Origin of the sequence: Streptomyces sp. 2131.1 (assembly GCF_900105515.1) — a bacterium.
Taxonomy (GTDB): Bacteria; Actinomycetota; Actinomycetes; order Streptomycetales; family Streptomycetaceae; genus Streptomyces; species Streptomyces drozdowiczii.
The window spans coordinates 4,168,559-4,188,962 of record NZ_FNSY01000001.1; the positions used below are offsets into that span (position 1 = coordinate 4,168,559).

At 70.0% G+C, this 20,404-nt stretch carries 21 protein-coding genes and 1 tRNA gene; 16 read left to right on the forward strand and 6 right to left on the reverse strand.

Annotated features, from left to right (window positions below):
* Positions 1-82: 82 nt before the first annotated feature.
* From BLW14_RS18730 to BLW14_RS18740, 3 genes are all read right to left on the reverse strand, one after another.
* The gene (locus BLW14_RS18730) at positions 83-427 is read right to left on the reverse strand and encodes an FmdB family zinc ribbon protein (RefSeq protein ID WP_093708394.1); all 345 of its coding nucleotides are present in this window, start codon (positions 425-427) and stop codon (positions 83-85) included.
* 67 nt (positions 428-494) lie between these two features.
* Positions 495-1,778 carry an MFS transporter gene (locus BLW14_RS18735; RefSeq protein WP_093708395.1) on the reverse strand — a complete coding sequence of 428 codons (1,284 nt, stop codon included), beginning with the start codon at positions 1,776-1,778 and terminating at the stop codon, positions 495-497.
* A 317-nt stretch (positions 1,779-2,095) separates the two neighbouring features.
* Positions 2,096-3,754 (reverse strand): potassium/proton antiporter, encoded by a 1,659-nt coding sequence (locus BLW14_RS18740; RefSeq protein ID WP_256333012.1) that lies wholly within the window; start codon positions 3,752-3,754, stop codon positions 2,096-2,098.
* Between the two features lie 243 nt (positions 3,755-3,997).
* On the opposite strand from BLW14_RS18740, the gene BLW14_RS18745 reads away from it, so the two are divergent.
* The gene (locus BLW14_RS18745; protein ID WP_093708397.1) at positions 3,998-6,751 is read left to right on the forward strand and encodes a penicillin acylase family protein; all 2,754 of its coding nucleotides are present in this window, start codon (positions 3,998-4,000) and stop codon (positions 6,749-6,751) included.
* Between the two features lie 4 nt (positions 6,752-6,755).
* Here BLW14_RS18745 and BLW14_RS18750 read toward each other — a convergent pair whose 3' ends face one another.
* Positions 6,756-7,361 carry a 5-formyltetrahydrofolate cyclo-ligase gene (locus BLW14_RS18750; protein WP_093708398.1) on the reverse strand — a complete coding sequence of 202 codons (606 nt, stop codon included), beginning with the start codon at positions 7,359-7,361 and terminating at the stop codon, positions 6,756-6,758.
* 107 nt (positions 7,362-7,468) lie between these two features.
* On the opposite strand from BLW14_RS18750, the gene galU reads away from it, so the two are divergent.
* The 7 genes from galU to BLW14_RS18785 all read left to right on the forward strand — a co-directional run bounded on the left by galU (position 7,469) and on the right by BLW14_RS18785 (position 12,890).
* Positions 7,469-8,371, forward strand: coding sequence for a UTP--glucose-1-phosphate uridylyltransferase GalU (galU, locus tag BLW14_RS18755; protein WP_093708399.1), 903 nt, complete (start codon positions 7,469-7,471; stop codon positions 8,369-8,371).
* A 4-nt stretch (positions 8,372-8,375) separates the two neighbouring features.
* On the forward strand, positions 8,376-9,686 hold the full coding sequence (gene glp / locus BLW14_RS18760; RefSeq protein ID WP_093708400.1) for a molybdotransferase-like divisome protein Glp: 1,311 nt from the start codon (positions 8,376-8,378) through the stop codon (positions 9,684-9,686).
* Between the two features lie 121 nt (positions 9,687-9,807).
* Positions 9,808-10,308 carry a cyclic pyranopterin monophosphate synthase MoaC gene (gene moaC, locus BLW14_RS18765; protein ID WP_093708401.1) on the forward strand — a complete coding sequence of 167 codons (501 nt, stop codon included), beginning with the start codon at positions 9,808-9,810 and terminating at the stop codon, positions 10,306-10,308.
* Entirely contained in the window at positions 10,305-10,817 is a 513-nt protein-coding gene (locus BLW14_RS18770) for a MogA/MoaB family molybdenum cofactor biosynthesis protein (RefSeq protein WP_093708402.1), read from the forward strand. The genes moaC and BLW14_RS18770 overlap by 4 nt, the downstream gene beginning before the upstream one ends.
* 17 nt (positions 10,818-10,834) lie before the next feature.
* On the forward strand, positions 10,835-11,458 hold the full coding sequence (locus BLW14_RS18775; protein WP_093708403.1) for a GNAT family N-acetyltransferase: 624 nt from the start codon (positions 10,835-10,837) through the stop codon (positions 11,456-11,458).
* A 136-nt stretch (positions 11,459-11,594) separates the two neighbouring features.
* A complete protein-coding gene (gene glpR, locus BLW14_RS18780; RefSeq protein ID WP_093708404.1) occupies positions 11,595-12,719 on the forward strand; it encodes a divisome protein SepX/GlpR in 1,125 nt (374 codons plus the stop codon).
* A 97-nt stretch (positions 12,720-12,816) separates the two neighbouring features.
* A tRNA-Ala gene (locus BLW14_RS18785) sits at positions 12,817-12,890 on the forward strand.
* A 228-nt stretch (positions 12,891-13,118) separates the two neighbouring features.
* Here BLW14_RS18785 and BLW14_RS18790 read toward each other — a convergent pair.
* Entirely contained in the window at positions 13,119-13,997 is an 879-nt protein-coding gene (locus BLW14_RS18790; protein ID WP_371128081.1) for a YwqG family protein, read from the reverse strand.
* A gap of 147 nt (positions 13,998-14,144) precedes the next feature.
* Between BLW14_RS18790 and BLW14_RS18795 the strand changes: the two genes are divergently transcribed.
* From BLW14_RS18795 to BLW14_RS35205, 8 genes are all read left to right on the forward strand, one after another.
* Positions 14,145-14,414, forward strand: coding sequence for a hypothetical protein (locus tag BLW14_RS18795; protein WP_256332832.1), 270 nt, complete (start codon positions 14,145-14,147; stop codon positions 14,412-14,414).
* 395 nt (positions 14,415-14,809) lie between these two features.
* Entirely contained in the window at positions 14,810-15,817 is a 1,008-nt protein-coding gene (locus BLW14_RS18800) for a MarR family transcriptional regulator (protein WP_093708406.1), read from the forward strand.
* Positions 15,818-16,030: 213 nt separating this feature from the next.
* Positions 16,031-16,735: a hypothetical protein gene (locus BLW14_RS18805; RefSeq protein WP_143052016.1), complete on the forward strand. Its 705-nt coding sequence runs from the start codon at positions 16,031-16,033 to the stop codon at positions 16,733-16,735.
* Positions 16,736-16,791: 56 nt separating this feature from the next.
* Positions 16,792-17,433 (forward strand): hypothetical protein, encoded by a 642-nt coding sequence (locus BLW14_RS18810; protein ID WP_093708408.1) that lies wholly within the window; start codon positions 16,792-16,794, stop codon positions 17,431-17,433.
* A 5-nt stretch (positions 17,434-17,438) separates the two neighbouring features.
* Entirely contained in the window at positions 17,439-17,945 is a 507-nt protein-coding gene (locus BLW14_RS18815) for a hypothetical protein (protein ID WP_143052017.1), read from the forward strand.
* A gap of 60 nt (positions 17,946-18,005) precedes the next feature.
* A complete protein-coding gene (locus tag BLW14_RS18820; RefSeq protein ID WP_093708410.1) occupies positions 18,006-19,169 on the forward strand; it encodes a TRAFAC clade GTPase domain-containing protein in 1,164 nt (387 codons plus the stop codon).
* The gene (locus BLW14_RS18825) at positions 19,166-19,510 is read left to right on the forward strand and encodes a hypothetical protein (RefSeq protein WP_093708411.1); all 345 of its coding nucleotides are present in this window, start codon (positions 19,166-19,168) and stop codon (positions 19,508-19,510) included. The genes BLW14_RS18820 and BLW14_RS18825 overlap by 4 nt, the downstream gene beginning before the upstream one ends.
* On the forward strand, positions 19,507-19,632 hold the full coding sequence (locus BLW14_RS35205) for a hypothetical protein (RefSeq protein WP_256332833.1): 126 nt from the start codon (positions 19,507-19,509) through the stop codon (positions 19,630-19,632). Before BLW14_RS18825 ends, BLW14_RS35205 begins: the two co-directional genes overlap by 4 nt.
* A 168-nt stretch (positions 19,633-19,800) precedes the next feature.
* Here the strand turns inward: BLW14_RS35205 and BLW14_RS18830 are convergent, their stop codons facing one another.
* On the reverse strand, positions 19,801-20,382 hold the full coding sequence (locus BLW14_RS18830) for a DUF4352 domain-containing protein (protein WP_093708412.1): 582 nt from the start codon (positions 20,380-20,382) through the stop codon (positions 19,801-19,803).
* Positions 20,383-20,404: the final 22 nt, after the last annotated feature.

The window sequence follows — 20,404 nt, forward strand, 5'->3', positions numbered from 1 at the left end:
GTCCTCGCAGGGGGGCGCGGGCGCGCGAAGACCCCGCCGGACGGGTCGGCGGGGTCTTCGGGAAAGCTGTGGGGCCGGCTGCTCAGGCGGCCGACGAACCGCTCGTCGAGGAAGAGGACGAGGAGGCGGACGACGTGGACGCCGGGGCGGCCGACGACTTCGTCTCCGACGACGTCGAGGAGCCGGCGGACGACGATCCGGAACCGGACGTCTTCGAGGCGGAGGACGCCGGCGTGCTGCTCGACGAGGAGCCGCGGCTGTCGTTCCGGTAGAAGCCGGAACCCTTGAAGACGATGCCGACCGCCGAGAACACCTTCTTCAGGCGTCCGTCGCAGTTCGGGCACACCGTGAGGGCGTCATCGGTGAACTTCTGCACCGCTTCGAGGCCCTCGCCACACTCGGTGCACTGGTACTGGTAGGTCGGCACTTTGTTCCTCCTGGCACTCTGACTCGATGAGTGCTAACGACGCTCCATAGTGACGTATTCCGCTGGATCAGTCCACCGCGACCGGCCCGCGGTGACCGACACCACGCGCCACGGTCCGCCCCGAACCGGCCGGCAGGAGCCTCGAACGCAGCGTCAGCAGGGTCACCAGCGCCAGCACCGTACCCACCAGCGGGACCAGGAATCCGGCGCTCGCGCCGTGTCCGTCCGCGAGTCGGCCGGCCACCGTCACCGCGGCCGCCTGGCCCAGCGCGACCGCGCCCGTCAGCCAGGTGAACGCCTCGGTCCGGGTGGAGCCCGGCACCAGCGCATCGACCAGCGTGTAGCCGCTGATCAGCGCCGGAGCGATGCAGAGTCCGACGAGCAGGCCGAGCGCGGCGAGCAGCGGCACCGAGTGCATCGCCCACAGGCCCGACGCGGTCAGCGCCAGCCCGGTGTAGCCGACGAGCAGGCGGCGGCGGGGGCCGACCTTCCAGGCGATGGCCCCGCAGGCGATCCCGGCGAGCATGTTGCCGGCGGCGAAGATCCCGTACAGCACGCCGTTGGCGCCGGGGTTGCCGATCTCCTCGGCGAACGCGGTCAGCGAGACCTGCATGCCGCCGAAGACCGAGCCGATGCCCAGGAAGGCGATCGCGAGCACGCGCACGCCGGGGATGGAGAGCGCGGAGGCGTGCCGCTCGGCGCCGGGCAGGGCGCGGTCGCGGACGGGCGGTTGCGTGGCGCGGCGCGCGGCGAAGAGCAGACCGCCGACCAGGGTGAGCGCGGCCTCGGCGATCAGGCCGGCCGCCGGGTGCACGCCCGTGCAGAGCGCGGTGGCGAGAACGGGGCCGATGACGAAGGTGAACTCGTCCGTCACCGATTCGAAAGCGGCGGCCGTCGCCAGCAGCGGCGACGCCTCGCGCCCCGGAGCGGCCCCCAGCACGGCCGCCCAGCGGGCGCGCACCATGGGGCCGATCTGCGGGACGGACGCGCCGGTCGGGACGGCCGCGGCGAACAGGGCCCACAGGGGCGCGTCCGCCAGGGCGAGCGTCACGAGGAGCGAGACGGCGGCGGCGTGGACCAGCACGCCGGGCAGCAGTACGGCCCGCTGGCCGAAGCGGTCGGCGAGCTTGCCGGTCTGCGGGGCGAACAGGGCCATGGAGACCCCGGTGAAGGCCGCGACGGCGCCCGCGCTGCCGTAGGAGCCGGTGGTGTGCTGGACCAGCAGCACGATGCCGATGGTCAGCATCGCGAAGGGCTGCCGTGCGGCGAAGCCGGGGAGGAGGAAGGTCCACGCACCGGGGGTGCGCAGCAACTGCCCGTATCCGGGGCGGTCGGAGACCGTGGACGCCACGGTCCTTGCCTTTCTGCCGCCTGGTGGCCGTGCTCCCCGGGGCGGCCGGCACAGGGGTGCGGGCCGGGCGGGGGCTGCCGAGAGCTGTCCTCTTCGCGCGGAACTGCGGTAGATGCCGGGCGCTCGCGGCCGGTGTGCGGGGCACAGCCGGTACGCCAGGACGCCACGACCGCCATACGGTCGCGCCAGCTCTGCGTCAGGCAGAGTTGGTCGATCAATCGGTGGTTCTGGGTTTCCTTCATGCTACAGGCAGGAAGGGCGGCGCTCCTGTGATTGTGCGCGCACCGCCCTTCGGTGCCTGTGAACGCGGTGTGCGTTCAGTGGTGGGCCTTCGCGTCGCGTTTGCGTGCTTCCTGTTCGGCGGTCTCCTGTTCGGCGGCTTCGCGTTTGGCGGCGACGCGCTTCGCGGAGTCGCGTTTCTTCGCCTCGTCCGCCCTGCCGAGCTTCTTCACCGCCTTGAGTGCCCCGGCCACATGGGGACCGGTGAGGTCCTCGTGGCCCGCGGGCTGCCCGCCGGGCGTCCCGAGCCAGCCGGCCAGCTTGCCACCCTCGGCGACAGCGCGCAGCCGGGCCTCGGCCGCGTCGCGCACCGGGTCGGTGGCCACGACGAGCAGTTCGTCGCCGCGCCGCAGCACCGTCGAGGGGGCGGGTACGAAGCTCTTGTCGTCGCGTACGACGAGGGTGACCGCGGCGCCCGCGGGCATGCGCAGTTCGCCGACCTCGACGCCGTGCATCTTCGACTTCGCGGGAATGGCCACCGACAGCAGGTGCCCGCGCAGCCGTTCCAGGGGAGCCGATTCGATGCCCAGGTCGGAGGCCTCGGACGGGTCGTCCTTGATGTTGAGGGCCTTGGCGAGCCAGGGCAGGGTCGGGCCCTGGATGAGGGTGTAGACGATGACCAGGACGAAGACGATGTTGAAGACCCGGGTGGAGCCTTCGATTCCGGACACCATGGGAATGGTCGCCAGGATGATGGGTACGGCGCCGCGCAGCCCGGCCCAGGACATGAGGGCCTTCTCCTGCCACGGCAATCGGAACGGCAGCAGCGAGATGAAGACTTCCAGCGGCCGTGCCACCACGGTCAGCACGAGGCCGACGACGACGGCGGGCCAGAAGTCGTCGAGCAGGTCGTGCGGGGTGACCAGCAGGCCGAGCAGGACGAACATGCCGATCTGGGCCAGCCAGCCGAGCCCGTCCGCGAAGCCCCGGGTCGCCGGCCAGTGCGGCAGCTTGGCGTTGCCGAGGATCATCGACGCGAGGTAGACGGCGAGGAAGCCGCTGCCGTGGAGCATGGCGCCGGCCGCGTACGCGGACACCGCGATGGCCATGACGGCGATCGGGTAGAGGCCGGAGGCGGGGAGCGCCACGTGGCGCAGCCCGTACGAGCCGAGCCAGCCCACGGCGATGCCGACGGCGGCGCCGATGGCCAGTTCCAGGGCTATCTCGCCGACCAGCACGTACCAGCTGTCGACCTCGCCGACGGTCGAGAAGGCGACGACGAGGATGACCACGGGGGCGTCGTTGAAGCCGGACTCGGCCTCCAGGACACCGGTGACGCGGGCGGGGAGCGGGACCTTGCGCAGGACGGAGAAGACGGCCGCGGCGTCCGTCGAGGAGACGACCGCGCCGATGATGAGCGCCTGCCGCCACTCCAGACCGACCAGGTAGTGCGCCCCGGCCGCGGTCACGCCCACGCTGATGCCGACGCCGACCAGCGAAAGCATGACGGCCGCGGGCAGCGCGGGCCTGACCTCTTTCCACTTCGTGCCGAGGCCGCCCTCGGCGAGGATCACGACGAGCGCCGCGTAGCCGATGACCTGCGTCAGTTCCGCGTTGTCGAACTTGACGTCGAAGAAGCCGTCCTGGCCCATGGCGATGCCGATGCCCAGGTACAGGAGCAGGCTGGGGAGCCCGCTGCGGGACGAGATGCGTACCGCCGCGACGGCGACGAGCAGGACGAGCGAGCAGACGAGCAGGAGTTCGTTGAGCGTGTGGACAGTCAGTGGCCGGTCCTTTCCCTGCGTACGCCTGCCGGATCGTCTTCCGGCGGCCGGTACTTCGTTACCTTACCTAATCTTTAACGTTTTCTTGATGCGTTCGAGTATTCGTACGATCGCTACGCAATTCGAGCCATCCTGATACCGCGTCCGAGTGGGTTACGCGCTGCGCCTATGGTTGCTCCTGCACTCCCAGGACCGCCCTGCCCTCGAAGGACAGCGATGCCCGCCACAACAACCGCCTCTTCCGGATCCACCGGTACCGCCGGTGGCGGGCCGCGCAAGAAGAAGAAGGGGCGCCGCGCCCGCCTGCTCGTGCTCGTCCTGGTGCTGGCGCTCGTCGCGGGCATCGGTTACGGAACGTACTGGTCCGTATCCACCGTGCGGGCCTCGTACCCGCAGACGAACGGCACCATCCACATCGACGGCCTCTCCGGCAGCGTCGAGGTCAAGCGCGACGGCTACGGGATCCCGCAGATCTACGCGGACTCCGACGCCGACCTGTTCCGCGCCCAGGGCTTCGTCCAGGCGCAGGACCGCTTCTGGGAGATGGACGTACGCCGCCACCTGACGGCCGGCCGGCTCTCCGAGATGTTCGGCTCCGGCCAGGTCGAGACGGACTCCTTCCTGCGGACGCTGGGCTGGCGCAAGGTGGCGCAGGAGGAGTACGACACCGTCCTGTCCGACGAGACCAAGAAGAACCTCCAGGCGTACGCGGACGGCGTGAACGCCTACCTCAAGGGGCGCGACGGCAAGGACATCTCGCTGGAGTACGCCGCGCTCGGCTTCACCAACGACTACAAGCCGTCCGAGTGGACCCCGGTCGACTCCGTCGCCTGGCTGAAGGCCATGGCCTGGGACCTGCGCGGCAACATGCAGGACGAGATCGACCGCTCGCTGATGACGAGCCGGCTCGACGCCGGCCAGATCAAGCAGCTCTACCCGGACTACCCGTACGACAAGCACGAGCCGATCGTCACCGAGGGCGCGATCTCCTCGGTCACCGGAAAGTTCGACCCGGAGGCGACCGGCACCGAAGGCAGCGGCGCGAACACCGTGGCGGGCGCCACCGAGGGCCTGAACACGCAGCTCGGCGCGCTCTCCGACACCCTCGACGAGATCCCCGCACTGCTCGGCCCGAACGGCACCGGCATCGGCTCGAACTCCTGGGTGGTCTCCGGCAAGTACACGACCACCAACAAGCCGCTGCTCGCCAACGACCCGCACCTCGCGCCGATGCTGCCGTCCCTCTGGTACCAGATGGGCCTTCACTGCCGGCAGGTCTCCGAAACCTGCAAGTACGACACGGCCGGGTACACCTTCTCCGGGATGCCCGGCGTGATCATCGGTCACAACCAGGACATCGCCTGGGGCTTCACCAACCTCGGCGCCGACGTCACCGACCTCTTCCTGGAGAAGGTCTCCGACGACGGCTACCTGTACGACGGGAAGACCAAGCCCTTCACCACCCGCGAGGAGACCATCAAGGTCGCCGGCGGCAAGGACCGGCACATCACCGTCCGCGAGACCAACAACGGCCCGCTGGTCTCCGACCGCAGCAGCGAGCTGGAGAAGGTCGGCCAGAAGGCCCCCGTCACCAACTCCGCCCCGGACCGCGCCGACGGTTACGCCGTCGCCCTGAAGTGGACCGCGCTGGAGCCCGGTCACTCCATGGACGCCGTCTTCGAGCTGAACCGCGCCAACGACTTCGCGACCTTCCGCGAGGCGGCCCAGCACTTCGAGGTTCCCTCCCAGAACCTGATCTACGCCGACACCAAGGGCCACATCGGCTACCAGGCCCCCGGCAAGATCCCGGTCCGGAAGCAGGGCGACGGCACCACGCCGAGCCCCGGCTGGTCCTCGGCGTACGGGTGGAAGAAGGACCCGATCCCGTTCGACGAGCTGCCCTACGAGTACGACCCGGCGCGCGGCTACATCGTCACCGCCAACCAGGCCGTGATCGACGAGGACGACTACCCGTACCTGCTCACCAAGGACTGGGGCTACGGCAGCCGCAGCCAGCGGATCAACGACCTCATCCAGTCGAAGATCAAGGGCGGCGGCAAGATCTCGACCGAGGACATGCAGAAGATGCAGATGGACAACACCAGCGAGATCGCCGCGCTGCTGGTGCCCGAACTGCTGAAGATCAACGTCTCCGACAAGGACGTCCGCCAGGCGCAGAAGCTGCTGGAGGGCTGGGACTACACGCAGGAGGCCGACTCGGCCGCCGCCGCGTACTTCAACGGCGTCTGGCGCAACATCCTCAAGCTCGCCTTCGGCGACAAGCTGCCCAAGGAGATGCGCGTCGAGGGCGAGTGCCTGAACGTCCGCCCGGCCAAGAGCTCCGGCCCGGTCGACGAGCAGGACCGGCTGGTACGCGAGTGCGGCCAGCGCTCCCCGGACTCCGCGCAGCCCGACGGCGGCGACCGCTGGTACCAGGTCGTCGCGAACCTCATGGACAAGCCGGACAGCGACTGGTGGAAGTCGCCCAAGGGCCGCAAGGACAAGGCGACCGAGACCCGCGACGAGCTGTTCGCCCGCGCCATGGAGGACGCGCGCTGGGAGCTGACCGCCAAGCTCGGCAAGGACATCACCACCTGGAACTGGGGCCGGCTGCACCAGCTGACCCTGAAGAACCAGACCCTCGGCACCGAGGGACCCGGCCTCCTCCAGCGGGTCCTCAACCGCGGCCCCTGGAACCTCGGCGGCGGCGAGGCCGCGGTGGACGCCACCGGCTGGAACGCGGCCGGCGGCTACGAGGTCGTCTGGGTGCCCTCGATGCGGATGGTCGTCAACGTCGGGGACTGGGACAAGTCCCGCTGGATCAACCTCACCGGCGCCTCCGGACACGCCTTCGCCGCGCACTACACCGACCAGACCGACAAGTGGGTCAACGGTGAGCTGCTGCCCTGGTCCTACGGCACGAACGCCGTGGCCGGGACGACGACGGACACGCTGACGCTCAAGCCGTAGGCGCTCACCGCGGGCCCCCGGTGCTTCGGTTCACGCCGAAGCGCCGGGGACCTTCGGGTGTCACCACCGCGTGCACGGGGAAGTCGTGCGGCTCGGCCGGGACCCGCGCGGCCACCTCGTCCGCGTACAGCAGGACGACCAGCGCGGGCGTGGCCCCGGCGGCCGTCAGGCGGGCCAGCACCCGGTCGTAGCTGCCGCCGCCGCGCCCGAGGCGCATGCCCTGCGCGTCCACCGCCAGACCGGGCAGCAGCACCGCGTCCGCCTCCAGGACCGCGTCGGGGCCCAGCCGCTCGCCGGCCGGTTCGAGCAGCCCCCGCCCCGCCTTCACGAGGCTCTGGGCACCCTCGTACGCCGCCCAGTCCAGGTCGTTGTCGGCGAGCAGCACCGGCAGCAGCACGCGTACGCCCCGCGCGCGCAGCGCGTCCAGCAGCGCGCGGGTGCCCGGTTCGCGCCCCACCGAGACGTAGGCGGCGACCGTGCGGGCCCCGCCCAGTTCGGGGAGCGCGAGTGCGTGGCGGGCGAGAACCGCGGCGGCCCGTTCCACGTCCTGATCCGTCAGGAGGCCACGCGCGGCGAGCAGTTCACGCCGCAGCAGTGCCTTTGCGGACATGTCGGTGTTCAAGGGGGCACCTACCGGCCTCTCGTACAGGGCTATATAAGGACAAAGTTAACCGGAAGCTCATCTTCCGCCCATGTGGGCCCGTTAATGTTCAGCGCATGACCCAGTCGAACCCCAGGATCAGCAAGGCCGTCATCCCGGCGGCGGGCCTCGGTACCCGCTTCCTGCCGGCCACCAAGGCCACCCCCAAGGAGATGCTGCCTGTCGTCGACAAGCCTGCCATCCAGTACGTCGTCGAGGAAGCGGTGGCCGCCGGTCTCCACGACGTGCTGATGATCACCGGTCGCAACAAGCGTCCCCTGGAGGACCACTTCGACCGGAACTACGAGCTGGAGGGCGCGCTGACCCGCAAGGGCGACGCCGACCGGCTCCGCAAGGTCCGCGAGTCCACCGACCTCGCCACCATGCACTACGTCCGCCAGGGCGACCCCCGGGGCCTGGGTCACGCCGTCCTGTGCGCCGCGCCGCACGTCGGCGACGAGCCCTTCGCCGTACTCCTCGGCGACGACCTCATCGACCCCCGCGACCCGCTGCTGTCCCGGATGACCGAGGTCCAGGAGCGCGAGGGCGGCAGCGTCATCGCGCTCATGGAGGTTCCGCCCTCGATGATCCACCAGTACGGCTGCGCGGCCGTCGAGCCCACCGCAGAGGCGGACGTCGTACGCGTCACCGGCCTGGTCGAGAAGCCGGAACCCGCCGACGCGCCCAGCAACCTCGCGGTGATCGGCCGCTACGTCCTTGACCCCGCGGTGTTCGGGATACTGCGCAGGACCGAGCCCGGCCGGGGCAACGAGATCCAGCTGACCGACGCACTGCAACTGCTCGCCGAGGACGAGAAGGCCGGCGGCCCCGTGCACGGCGTCGTCTTCAAGGGCCGCCGCTACGACACCGGTGACCGCAGCGACTATCTGCGTGCCATTGTCAGACTCGCGTGCGAACGTGAAGATCTGGGTCCGGAGTTCCGCAGTTGGCTCCGCCGGTACGTCACCGAGGAGATGTAGCACGTTGAGCAGCACGATCTGGTCGGTGGACGAGCACCTGGAAGACATCCTCGCCGCGGTGAAGCCGCTCGAACCCATCGAGCTGCAACTGCCCGAGGCCCAGGGCTGCGTCCTCGTCGAGGACGTCGTCGTGGAGATCGCCCTGCCGCCCTTCGACAACAGCTCGATGGACGGTTACGCGGTCCGCGTCGCCGATGTCGAGGGCGCCACCGAGGAGTTCCCCGCCGTCCTCACCGTCATCGGCGACGTCGCCGCCGGCGACGACGGGCTCGGCGACGGCCGCCGCGTCGGCCCCGGCGAGGCCGCCCGCATCATGACCGGCGCACCCCTCCCGGAGGGCGCCGAGGCCGTCGTCCCCGTGGAGTGGACCGACGGCGGTACGGGCGAGGGCCCCGCCGCCGCGATGCGCGCCCACAGCGACGCCCCCGAGGGCGCCGGCGGCGAGGTCCGCGTCCACCGCCCCGCCGAGGCCCGCGCCCACGTCCGCGAGCGGGGCAGCGACGTGCGCCCCGGCGACCTCGCGCTCAAGGCGGGCACGGTCATCGGACCGCCCCAGATCGGACTGCTCGCCGCGATCGGCCGCTCCACCGTCAAGGTGCGGCCCCGCCCCCGCGTCGTCGTCCTGTCCACCGGCAGCGAACTCGTCCAGCCCGGCGGCGAGCTGACGCCCGGCCGGATCTACGACTCCAACAGCTTCGCCCTCACCGCCGCCGCCCGGGACGCCGGGGCCATCGCCTACCGGGTCGGCGCCGTCGCCGACGACGCCGAGACGCTGCGCTCCACCATCGAGGACCAGCTGATCCGCGCCGACCTCCTCGTCACCACGGGCGGCGTCAGCGTCGGCGCGTACGACGTGGTCAAGGAGGCCCTGTCCTCGGTCGGCGACGAGGACGAGCCGGGCGGCGGCGTCGACTTCCGCAAGCTCGCCATGCAGCCGGGCAAACCGCAGGGCTTCGGCTCCATCGGCCCCGATCACACCCCGCTGCTCGCCCTGCCCGGGAACCCGGTCTCCAGCTACGTCTCCTTCGAGCTCTTCGTCCGCCCCGCGATCCGCACCCTGATGGGGCTGCCCGCCGCGGACCGCTCGACGGCGAAGGCCACCCTCGTCGCGGACAAGGCCCTGTCGTCACCGGCCGGGAAGCGCCAGTTCCTGCGTGGGACGTACGACGCCGAGGCCGGCACCGTCTCGCCCGTCGGCGGTTCCGGATCGCATCTGATCGCCGCGCTCGCCCAGGCGGACGCGCTGATCGTGCTGCCCGAGGACGTCACCTCCGCCGAGCCCGGCGCCGACACCGAGGTGATCCTGCTCCGCTGACCGGGGCGCGGTGGCGGTACGGTATCTGGCGCTGTGCCGTCCGGGGGACACCCCCCGGCCCCCGGACCGCGCCCCGGTGCGGCACCGGGGAATCCGGCGCCCTACCGCTAGGCGGAGTGAGTTGAGTACGCAGAACAGGCTGACGCACATCGACGAGGCGGGCGCCGCCCGCATGGTCGACGTCTCCGGGAAGGACGTCACCGCGCGCGTCGCCCGTGCCAGCGGCCGGGTCCTCGTGTCGCCGCGTGTCGTCGAACTGCTCCGGGGCGAGGGGGTTCCCAAGGGCGACGCCCTCGCCACCGCCCGGATCGCCGGGATCATGGGCGCCAAGCGCACCCCGGACCTGATCCCCCTCTGCCACCCGCTGGCCGTCTCCGGCGTCGGCGTCGAGCTGAGCGTGGCCGACGACGCGGTGGAGATCACCGCCACGGTGAAGACCACCGACCGCACGGGCGTGGAGATGGAGGCCCTGACCGCGGTCTCGGTCGCCGCGCTCACCGTGGTCGACATGGTCAAGGCCGTCGACAAGGCCGCGGTCATCACGGACGTCCGGGTGGAGGCCAAGTCCGGCGGCAAGTCCGGCGACTACGTCCGTACGGCGCCGCCGGGAGCCGAGGCGTGAGCGCCGCGCCCCCGTCCCCGTACCGCGCCCTGGTCGTCACCGCGTCGAACCGCGCGTCCACCGGGGTCTACGCGGACAAGGGCGGGCCGCTGATCGCCGAGGCGCTGGCCGGGCTCGGGTTCACGGTCGACGGCCCCCGGGTCGTCCCGGACGGCGACCCGGTCGAGGAGGCCCTGCGGGACGGGGTGGCCGCCGCGTACGACGTGGTCGTCACGACCGGCGGTACGGGCATCTCGCCCACCGACGGCACCCCCGAGGCCACCCGCCGCGTCCTGGACCACGAGGTCCCCGGCATCCCCGAGGCGATCCGGGCCGAGGGCCGCGACAAGGTCCCCACCGCCGCCCTCTCGCGCGGACTGGCGGGCGTCGCCGGGCGCACCCTGATCGTCAACCTCCCCGGCTCGACCGGCGGGGTGCGCGACGGGCTCGCCGTCCTGGAACGGCTCCTGGTGCACGCCGTGGACCAGCTGCGCGGCGGCGACCACCCCCGACCAGGGAGCCCGAGCTGAACGTCCCGACCTGGCCGGTGATCCTGGCGGACGGCGATGTCGCCCTCCGGCCCATCAAGCTGCGCGACCAGCGGGAGTGGCGCGAGGTCAACCGCCGCAACCGGGACTGGCTGCGGCCCTGGGAGGCGACCGTTCCGCCGCCCGCCCCCGGCGGCCCGGTCGCCCAGCGGCCCACGTACCGGCAGATGATCCGCCACCTGCGCTCCGAGGCCAATGCGGGCCGGATGCTGCCGTTCGCCATCGAGTACCGGGGGCGGCTGGTCGGCCAGCTGACCGTGGCCGGGGTCACCTGGGGCTCGATGTGCTCGGGGCACGTCGGCTACTGGGTGGACAGGGACGTGGCCGGGCGAGGGGTGATGCCGACCGCCGTCGCGCTCGCCGTCGACCACTGCTTCCAGGTGGTGGGACTCCACCGCATCGAGGTGTGCATTCGGCCCGAGAACGGGCCGAGCCGGCGGGTCGTGGAGAAACTCGGATTCCGTGAGGAGGGCCTTCGTCCGCGTTATCTGCACATCGACGGGGCCTGGCGGGACCACCTCATCTACGCGCTGACGGCGGAGGAGGTGCCGGACGGGCTGCTGCGGAGGTGGCACCGGTCACGGCCGTCGCCCCGCCCGGATCAGACGGATCCTCCCGCGTAATAAAAAGTTTGTTCGAATTGCTGGTCATCTTCTGATCGGAACAATCACAAAAAAAGTCCGGGATATCGGCCGGATCGTGCGACACACCGCGCCAATTGGCGGATGCCTCCGCGCAAACCCCTCTACGGTGTGAGATGTGAGCAGCAGCGGCCTCATCTACGCAGTCATCGTCGGGGCCTGGGCCGCCTACTTGGTGCCGATGTGGCTCCGCAGGCAGGACGAGCTGAACGAGGAGCGTCCGACCGAGCGCTTCAGCACCGCCATCCGGCTGCTTTCCGGCCGGGCGGCGATGGAGCGTCGTTATGCCAAGGGGCTGCAGGAGCGCACCGAGGACGAGGCGGCACCCGACGCCGACCCGGACGTGAGCGCGGACCGAAAGGACTCCGCCGACGTCCGGGCCTTCGCCGCGCCCCCGGCGCACACCGAGGCCCGGGTCCACGACCCGGCCGCCACGCCGGAACGCGCCCCGCGCAGACGGCGCGGCGCCGCACCCGCGGCCCCCGGGCCCGCCCGGCGCCCGCGCCCCGGCGGAATCGACGCGGAACGCGCCCGGCGCGCCCAGCGCCACCAGGTGCTCGCGCGCCGCCGGCGCACCACCGTCGTCCTCTTCCTCGCCTTCACGCTCGGCGCGATCGTCGCGGCCGTCGGCGGCCTCCGCTTCCTGTGGGCGCCCGCGGTCCCGGCCGTCCTGCTCAGCGCGTACATCGCGCACCTGCGGGCGCACGAGCGGCGCCGGTTCGCCTTCACCATGGACCAGCGGCGCGCCGAGGTGGCGGCCCAGCGGCTCCGCGAGAACCGCCCCCGCCGCCACCAGCCCGCCGCCACGGCCCCGGCCGACGCCGACGAGGACTCCGAACCGCGCCACCCGGCCCCCGAGCCCACGCCCACGGTCTCCCCGCAGGAGGCCGGCCGCCGCGCCCTCGTCGAGCAGACGGACCACGCGGAGTGGGTCGACCAGCAGCGCGAGCGCGGCCGGGTCCAGGGCGACAGCTGGGAGCCCGTCCCGGTACCGCTGCCCACCTACGTCACCGCCCCGGTCGCCCCGCGCGCCACGGGCGGCGTCGAGGTCGGCAACCCGGAGACCTGGAGCGCGGCCCGCTCCAGCACCGCCGAGCCCGCCCAGCCGGAGACCGCCCCGCCCGCGGTCGACCCGGCGCCCCGCCGGCGCTCCCCGCAGTCCCGCCGCTCCCGCGACCGGGGCCGCACCCCGCTCTTCGACCAGTACGAGGACGGCGACCGCCCCCGCGCGGCCAACGAGTGACACCTCGCCGGACGGCCGCGGACCACGCCACGGCTGACCAGCGCGGAACGGATTTCCGAGCACCCCGTAGAGGGTGCTAGAGTTTCACACGTCGCAAGGGCCTGTGGCGCAGTCTGGTAGCGCACCTCGTTCGCATCGAGGGGGTCTGGGGTTCAAATCCCCACAGGTCCACACACGACAGTTCGCGAGTAGCTCTCGGGAACGGTGACGAGATCCCGTCCGATCGGAAGATCGGGCGGGATCTTCGTCGTTTCTGGAGTCGGCCCCGGTTGCCCGGGGCCGACCGGCCGTAGTTACGGCAGATCAGGCTCCGCCACGATTCCCGACGTCACGTCTTCGAGAAACAAGGCGGCAGGACCAGCGTGTACTGGACTCCCCAGGCGGGAGGTGCCGCGCTCATCAGCCGCACTGCCAGGTGAACATCGCCCGCTCGAAGCGCCTTTCGGCCAGGTCTTCCGGGCGGATCAGCCAGTACAGAGCCCCGGCGTCGCCCCACATCATGTCCGCGGCGTCCTCGCTGTCGAACTGGGCCAGCAGCAACCAGTTGCCCGCCTCCTCGGACAGCCGCGGATCGTCCCAGGGCACCTCGCCGTCCAGGGCCGCCTCCGCGATCTCGATCTCCACAGGGTTCTGAACGGAGTGAGGGTGGCCGCCGATCTGATGCCCCACTTCACCATCGAACTCCCACAGCCCGTCGATGAACTCCTGCGAGCAGACGGGGTGGTCGTAGCGGTTGCCCAGAGGGGCGCCCGGGGCGAAGGCGGCCCGCGCGGAAGGGTGCCAGGGCTCTGTCGCCGTCATTCTCACCCGAGCGGTCAGCGGTACCACCGGATACGGCTTGAGCCCTGCAGGCGTCCCGCGATCCGCCACCTCCTCCTCGGCCGCTACGTAGAGCACACGGGCGCCCGCCCAGCTCTCCCGGTCCTCGGCCAGAACGAGGGCCTCGCCGTCGTCCAACTGCCCGTCGAAGTAGAAGAACAGCAGCGTTCCCGCCTCGGGCAGATCGATGTCCAGCGAGGCCGTCGACAGACGCGCGCAGTCGATCGAGGCGACGAAGGAGAGCGGACCATGCCCCTCCCACACCGGCCATTCCGCGCCGACAGGCAAGGCGGGGAGACCGCCGAGGCGACCCACAGCGTCATCAGTGTCAGTTGCCACCTCAAGACGTATGCCAGGTCGGAGCAGACCGAGCCACTTCTCGGCATCCTCAGGCGACAGGTGCCGCAGGGCGAGGGATCGAAAGGCTTCTCGGGAACCATGTGTCATACGCCCGATCATCCACGGTGCCGCTGACAGAGACCTCGGCGGACCACCCTCTGCACACAGGCCGCTCAGCCGGTGGCCGTGGACCTGCAAGCAGCGGTAACGCCCCCTACCCGGTGACTCCTAAAATCCTCGGACGCTTCTCATGGAGGTGATCGCGACGTGATCCCGCACACCGGCACCCTCTTCAACGACGGGCCGCTCAGGCGCGTGCTCGAGACGGCTGTGCGCGCCCGGGAGTCGCAGGGCGTCCTCGACCTGGACGAGGAGGTCAGGCGCTTCGTCCGTACCGCAGGTGCCACCGATACATCGCCCTGGTTGTTTCCGGTCGTGGCCGTTGCCGCCCTGCTCGACCACACGGCCGACGCCGCTGATGCGCAAGCGGTCCTGGTGCTCCTTGACCACATGCGGACGAAGCATTCCGGTTCCTGAACCACCGGGTGTCGTCGGGAGCGGGTCTGCCCAGGCGCAGGTCGCTTTCCGGAACCCGGGTTTCGGGGTGCGAGCTCCGGAACGGCCCCCGTTCCCTCTTTCGTGTGTACGGAAAGGGGGCTCCGCCCGAGTCTTGGGACCCGGGTGCCGGGCGTCGGGATTCGGGCTTCGGGAGTCGAGCGCTGTTGTACAACCGGTAGGGGAAAGAAGGGTTGGGGAAAACCTCCCCGCCCTCCCTGCCCCGTCACGGCGAGCAAGTGTGACTATTCGTGACCGACTTGCGACGCGGTGTCGCGGCTGCTTACGGTGCCGCCAGACGAAGCGACCCCGACGCGGTGTTGAACGCACCGGCCGGGGTCTCACCTCAAGATCGCTACCTAGAAAGACCCGATCCTGTGGCTGCACAAAACTTTAGCCCCGCCCTGCCGACGTCCGCTCGTTCGGCCCCGTATCCGAAGGCCAGTCCCGGCTACGGAAAGCGAGCTGTTCCTGGTCAACGCCCGCCCACCGCCGATGACTTCGCGTTCCTGCCGGTGCGGGAGCGGTACATCGCGGGTTACGTAGACCGCCTTCCCGACGGTGCGGCGATGGGCATCAAGTCCCTGGCCAAGTGCCAGCCCCTGTACGGGCAGATGGCTGTCGGCAGCGCGCTGCGGGCTCTGGCAGTGGCCGGGCATCTGCGTCAGGTCCGGTGCGCGGTCGATGGCGGCGAGGGTATTCGCTGGGTGACCCGCACGTTCTGGTCGCGTACGGCCCGGGACAACGAGTGGTGGACCGCCTTCCTCGGCGCCGAGGAGAGCCGCTGCGCGCCGCAGCCGGCCGTGGCGCCCGTGGGCCCGCCGCCGTGGGTTCCGGCCGAACCCGCCGCCATGGACGCGGCGGGGGCCCGGCCATCCGCCCCGGTCCTGCCGAAGCAGCGCACCGAGGAGCCGCAGGTCCCGTCACCCGCGTACCTCGCCCTGGCAGGGCTGGGCCGTACCGACGCGCGGCTGGCGCTTTCCGCCGCCGACTGTGCGGTGCTGGAGCAGCTGGCCGGCCAGTGGTTCGCACGCGGTGTGGACGCGGACTACCTCACCCGTGCCCTCATCGCCGGGCTTCCCGAAGCCGTCGACTCACCCGTGGGCTTCGTCCGGCGCCGCCTTGTCGACAAGCTCCCGCCGCAGCTCCCCGCCCCCGCTCCTGCCTCCGCCGCGCAGGACGGCCCCGCCCGCCACCTGATGATCGAGTGCGCCGACTGCCGCACACCCGGCCCGCCCGAGGTCTTCCGCGACGGGCTGTGCGGCCCCTGCCTCCGCAGCACCCATAGCCCCGCCGCCGACCCCGCACCCGAGGAGGACCCCGGCGCCGGGTGCGACGTCCAAGGCCACGTACAACGCATCCGCGAGCAACTGAAGGCCCGCTGAACACCTGGGGCTGCCCGTTGTGAGTGACCCGTTCAGGTCGCACGCTGCTCGCTCACGGAAGGCTCGCCCCCTTCGACGGTGGGTGTGGACGCGAGGCGAGGCCCTCGCGTCTGCTGCGATGCGAGATTTCGGACCCCCTGTCAGTGCGCGGTGAGAGACTGATGGTCGGCGGCATGCGCGATGCGCAGGCGCGTGGCGGAGGAGGGGGCTGCGGTGAGTCACTGGTATCAGCCGCATGAGCAGTGGCCCAAACACCCGAAGCCGTGGTGGAGGGAGACGCTCACCCTGGCCCGGTCTGCAGGGTGGCATCTGCAGAAGATCGAAGGTCACACCTGGGGGCGCATCGTGTGTGACCCGAGTGCGGACGAGCCGTGCAAGGTCCCCGTCTTCACTTCGGGCGTCGGCGGGGAGTCTGCGGCCCTCACAGCACGTAAGACCGTCGCACGCTGCGACCACCTCACGGCATCGGGCGTCGACCAGCTCCTGTTCAGGGCGGTCCAGCTGCTCGATCGTGCGGAAGCGCTGCTGGCAGCGGCGAGCCGCTGCCTGCAAGCCGCAGACAAGCAAGCCGAGGTCGAGGAACTGCTTCTCGGCGCCGCCGCAGCGGCTGATGAGGCGGAGCAGCTCAGCCAGGCGCTCATATTGGAGGCGGACGGCGACCGGCTGTTCGTTGAGGCCTTTGCCGTGTTGCCCCACGGGGCCGAGCTGGGATGTCCGCCCACGCCGGCGGAGCTCGACGTATTGATGGTCGACGCGTCGGCCCACGTCGACGAGGCGGAGCAGATGGTCCACGGCCTTCCGAGAGGAGACCCCGGGGGCGCTCTCCGCAGCCGGATCGGACAGGTCAGAGCACATGCGGCCGACGTGACCGAGCGCCTTCGGCGAGGCCCGGATGCAAAGGGTTCTTCCCCCGCTTAACATGTTGGAGAAGTCCAACAGGCGGGTATGGTGATGTCAGGAGGAGGGGGTACTCCATGGAGACGCACATTCCGCTGATCGTTCGCAACGTCGATCTCGACGACGACGAAACACTCGAGCAGCTCGCGATCAATCTGGCCGACTTCGGGTGGCAGGAGACCGGCGGGCAGGTGGTTGCCACGTTCTTCACCGAGTCGTCCGATCCCGTGGCCGCCGCTGCGGCTGCGGCGCTGTGCATCAGACGTGTGCTGCCGCAGGCCTCGGTGGAGCGAGTCGACGAGCAGTTCGTTTCTCTCGCCGACATCGCCGCGCGGGCCGGACTGAGCCACGAAGCCGTCCGCCTGTGGGCCGCAGGGAAGAGGCGTACCACCGGTGCACCGTTCCCGGCCCCGCGGGCCGAGGTGGGGCAGGGACGCACGGCGACCAAGATCTGGACCTGGCCAGAGGTCCTCGTCTGGCTGGAGGCGCACTACTGCCTCGACCTTGAGCCGGACACGGCGTATCTCACGGTGCGGCAGGTGACGCAGCTCAATGCCCTTCTTCAGGAGCCGCGGAAGGAGAACCGGCGGGGGCGCTGGCAGCCAGTGGCGACGGCCGGTGTCACGCGCACCCTCGGCATGGTGGACGCGGCGCTGGAGGAGGGCGTCGCCCCGGGACCGACCGTGGTGCGCTACGCCGTGCCGACCGGCCGACGGTGATGTCCGTGAACACCGAAGAGGTTCGGGGGGCGTCGGACGATGCCCTGCGCGAGCAGGTCGTCGCCCTGCACGACAGGCTCCATCTCGTGGACGTGCGAGTGCAGCGCCTGAGAGCGGAGAGCCTGAGCGAGCCGCCGTTCGACGTCCACAGCATCGAGATCCGCAGCAGCCCGTGCGAAGTGCTGGTCGAGTCGCCGCGCTTCGCCGTCCGAGTCAACCAGACGGTCGAGCTGCGGCGCTCCGACGAGCAGGCGCTCGCGGAGATCGAGGTCGTTCTGGTCATCGACTACACCCTTGACGACGGCCCGGACCCGGGCGAAGACGCGGTCAGCGCCTACGTGGAGCACAACACCTACTTCACGGCGCATCCCTACCTGCGGGAGATCCTGCAGAATGCCACGTTGAAACTCGGCCTGGAGCCGGTCGTCCTCGGCGTTCTCAGCAGGGACCGGCCCAGACCGGCCGAAGTCACGCTGGTGCGCCGAGTTTCGCCCGGTGCCGTTGCCGACTGACCGAATTTGCGTGCAGTCATAGTCTTCACGCCACAAGAAAAACGCCAGTATGGTTCTCATATGCGAGTAACAAAAGCAGCGCTCGAGCAGCACATCGCCGTTTTTGGTGAGAGTGGCAGTGGGAAGACCGTCATGCTTTCCTCCTTCTACGGAGCCACGCAGGAGCCTCAGTACCGGCAGAAGAGCCTGTTTCATGTCCTGGCGGATGACATGGGTCAGGGGACGCGGCTTCATCAAAATTATCTCGGCATGAAGTCGGCGCGAGTCCCCGCAGCCAACCGTTTTGCCGCCACGTCGTATTCCTTCTCGGTCAGGATGAAGGATGCCCCCGACGTTAAGGTGAATAAGGGTAAACCTTTCGATGCCCTGCGGCTCGTCTGGCACGATTATCCGGGGGAGTGGTTCGAGGAGGGTGCCAGCGGGCCCGAGGAAGCCCAACGCAGGGTTGACGCCTTTATGTCCTTGCTCAGGTCTGACGTCGCTCTCCTGCTGGTGGACAGTCAGCGGTTGCTGGAGAACGCCGGGCAGGAAGAGCGGTATCTGAAGTCTCTGCTGGCCAATTTCCGCAACGGATTGCTGTTGCTCAAGGACGATCTGCTGAAGGACGGCAAGCCTCTTGTCGACTTTCCGCGTATCTGGATCATGGCGCTGTCGAAGTCGGATCTGCTACCGGACTTGGATGTGTTCGGGTTCAGGGATCTCCTCGTGGAGAAGGCCGGCGGCGATCTGGTCGAATTGCGGGAGGTGATCTCCGGACTGGTGGAGGCCGACGAAGCGCTGTGCGTGGGCGAGGACTTCGTGCTGCTTTCGTCGGCGAAATTCGGTGAGGAAAATATTGAGGTGACCAAGCGTGTTGGTATGGATTTGATCCTCCCCCTGGCCGCCATGCTCCCCTTTGAGCGCCACATCCGATGGGGTCAGTCGAAGCAAATTACTGCGAAGGTGACCGAGGGGCTGCTCGCCGGCGTCGGGGTCCTTTCCGCTGTGCTGCTCGAGAAAAAGATCAAACCTGCCGGCCCCGCAGGAGCAGTGCTTAACCTCGTCAGCCGCGTGCTCTCGAAGGAGCTTCTGGACGAGGCGGTCAAAGCGACGGGAGATAAACTCAAGAACATGAACTCCGAAGCAATGGCCAAAAGGAACTATCTCACAGCAACACTGACCCGGTTCCGGATGGACTTGGACAGGGGCGAAGAGGAGCAGGTCCTTCTGAGGAGCGTGAAGTGAGCCTCATCTGGACCACTCGCGGGCAGACCTGGGGTTTCAGGTTTCTCCGTGATGGCGGATTCAGGGATCCGCTCCGGGTCTATGACGAAGCCTTCTCCGGTGTCGAGGACGAACCGGAAGTCTGGCGGCGCGTCGCGGGCAAGGGGGCGCTGCGTTTCCCGGATCCGCTGGGACGGAAGGACAGGGCCGGCAGAGTCATCCCCCACGAGTTCGTCCTCCTCGGGCCCTTGGCCGATGAGGTCGACTCGGTGGATGAGGCTCGCGAGTTGGTCTGGCCGCAAGTCGCAGACGTATTCGCGCGGGTCTGGGAACTGCCCGAGCCGCCCTCGGTCGAGACGTGACGCCGACGACACCATCCTCGCGGCAGCGCCAGGCGACGTACAAGGTGGCCTTCGACACCGCCGACCATGCAACCGTCTACTCGTCGACGGGTCAGAAGATCTACGAGATCGACCGCTTCTGAACTGCCCGATCCGGGAGGTCGGGCCGCGCGCCCATAGCTGGCGAACGTACCGCCCGCCACCGCAGGAGCGCGGTGCGTCCGCTCGTGCGCGGCCGTCTGCTGACTCAGGTCGCCAACACGGCCCGGGTCTCCGAGTTCGAGCGCTCGCCGGTACCCGTGCTCGGCGGATCAGTGCTTTTCGGGGACCTTCCACTGGCCCGTGTCTCCGGAGAAGCCGCTGTTCATCGCGAACTGGATCTTGGCGACCGTGGACTTCTTCGGGACCTCGAACGTGATGAAGCCGAGTCCGGTGTCACCGGGCGCGATCGTGACGCTGCCGGGGAACCCGGGGCCCGCGGAGGTGTCCTCGACGGTCGCCTCGAACTGCTGGCCCTGGGTGTCCACGACGGTTGCGCCGTTGCCCGGAGAGTCGTCGTAGACCGCGGACCCGGTGTTCTTCAGGCGGAACTGCACCGCCACGTACCGCTTGTCAGCCGCCGGTGTGGAGAACTCGTCCGCGGCACCCGCCGGATCGACCACCTTGACCACGGTGACGGCGAGTTGTTCTCCTTTCTCGCCGTCACCGGTGAGATCGAGTGTGTCGCCCACCGAGGCCTGAGGCTTCGGGGCCGTCGTCTCGGGTGACGGTTGCGTGGCGGAAGTTTTCTGCGCCGCCTCGCTGCTCGGGGGAGCGGTGCTGACCGTCTTGGCCGAGCAGGCCACCGTGGTGGCGAACAACCCGGAGAGCACGAGGGCGAGTGTGCGGCGCATGAGGTCTCCCTGATACCGGCGC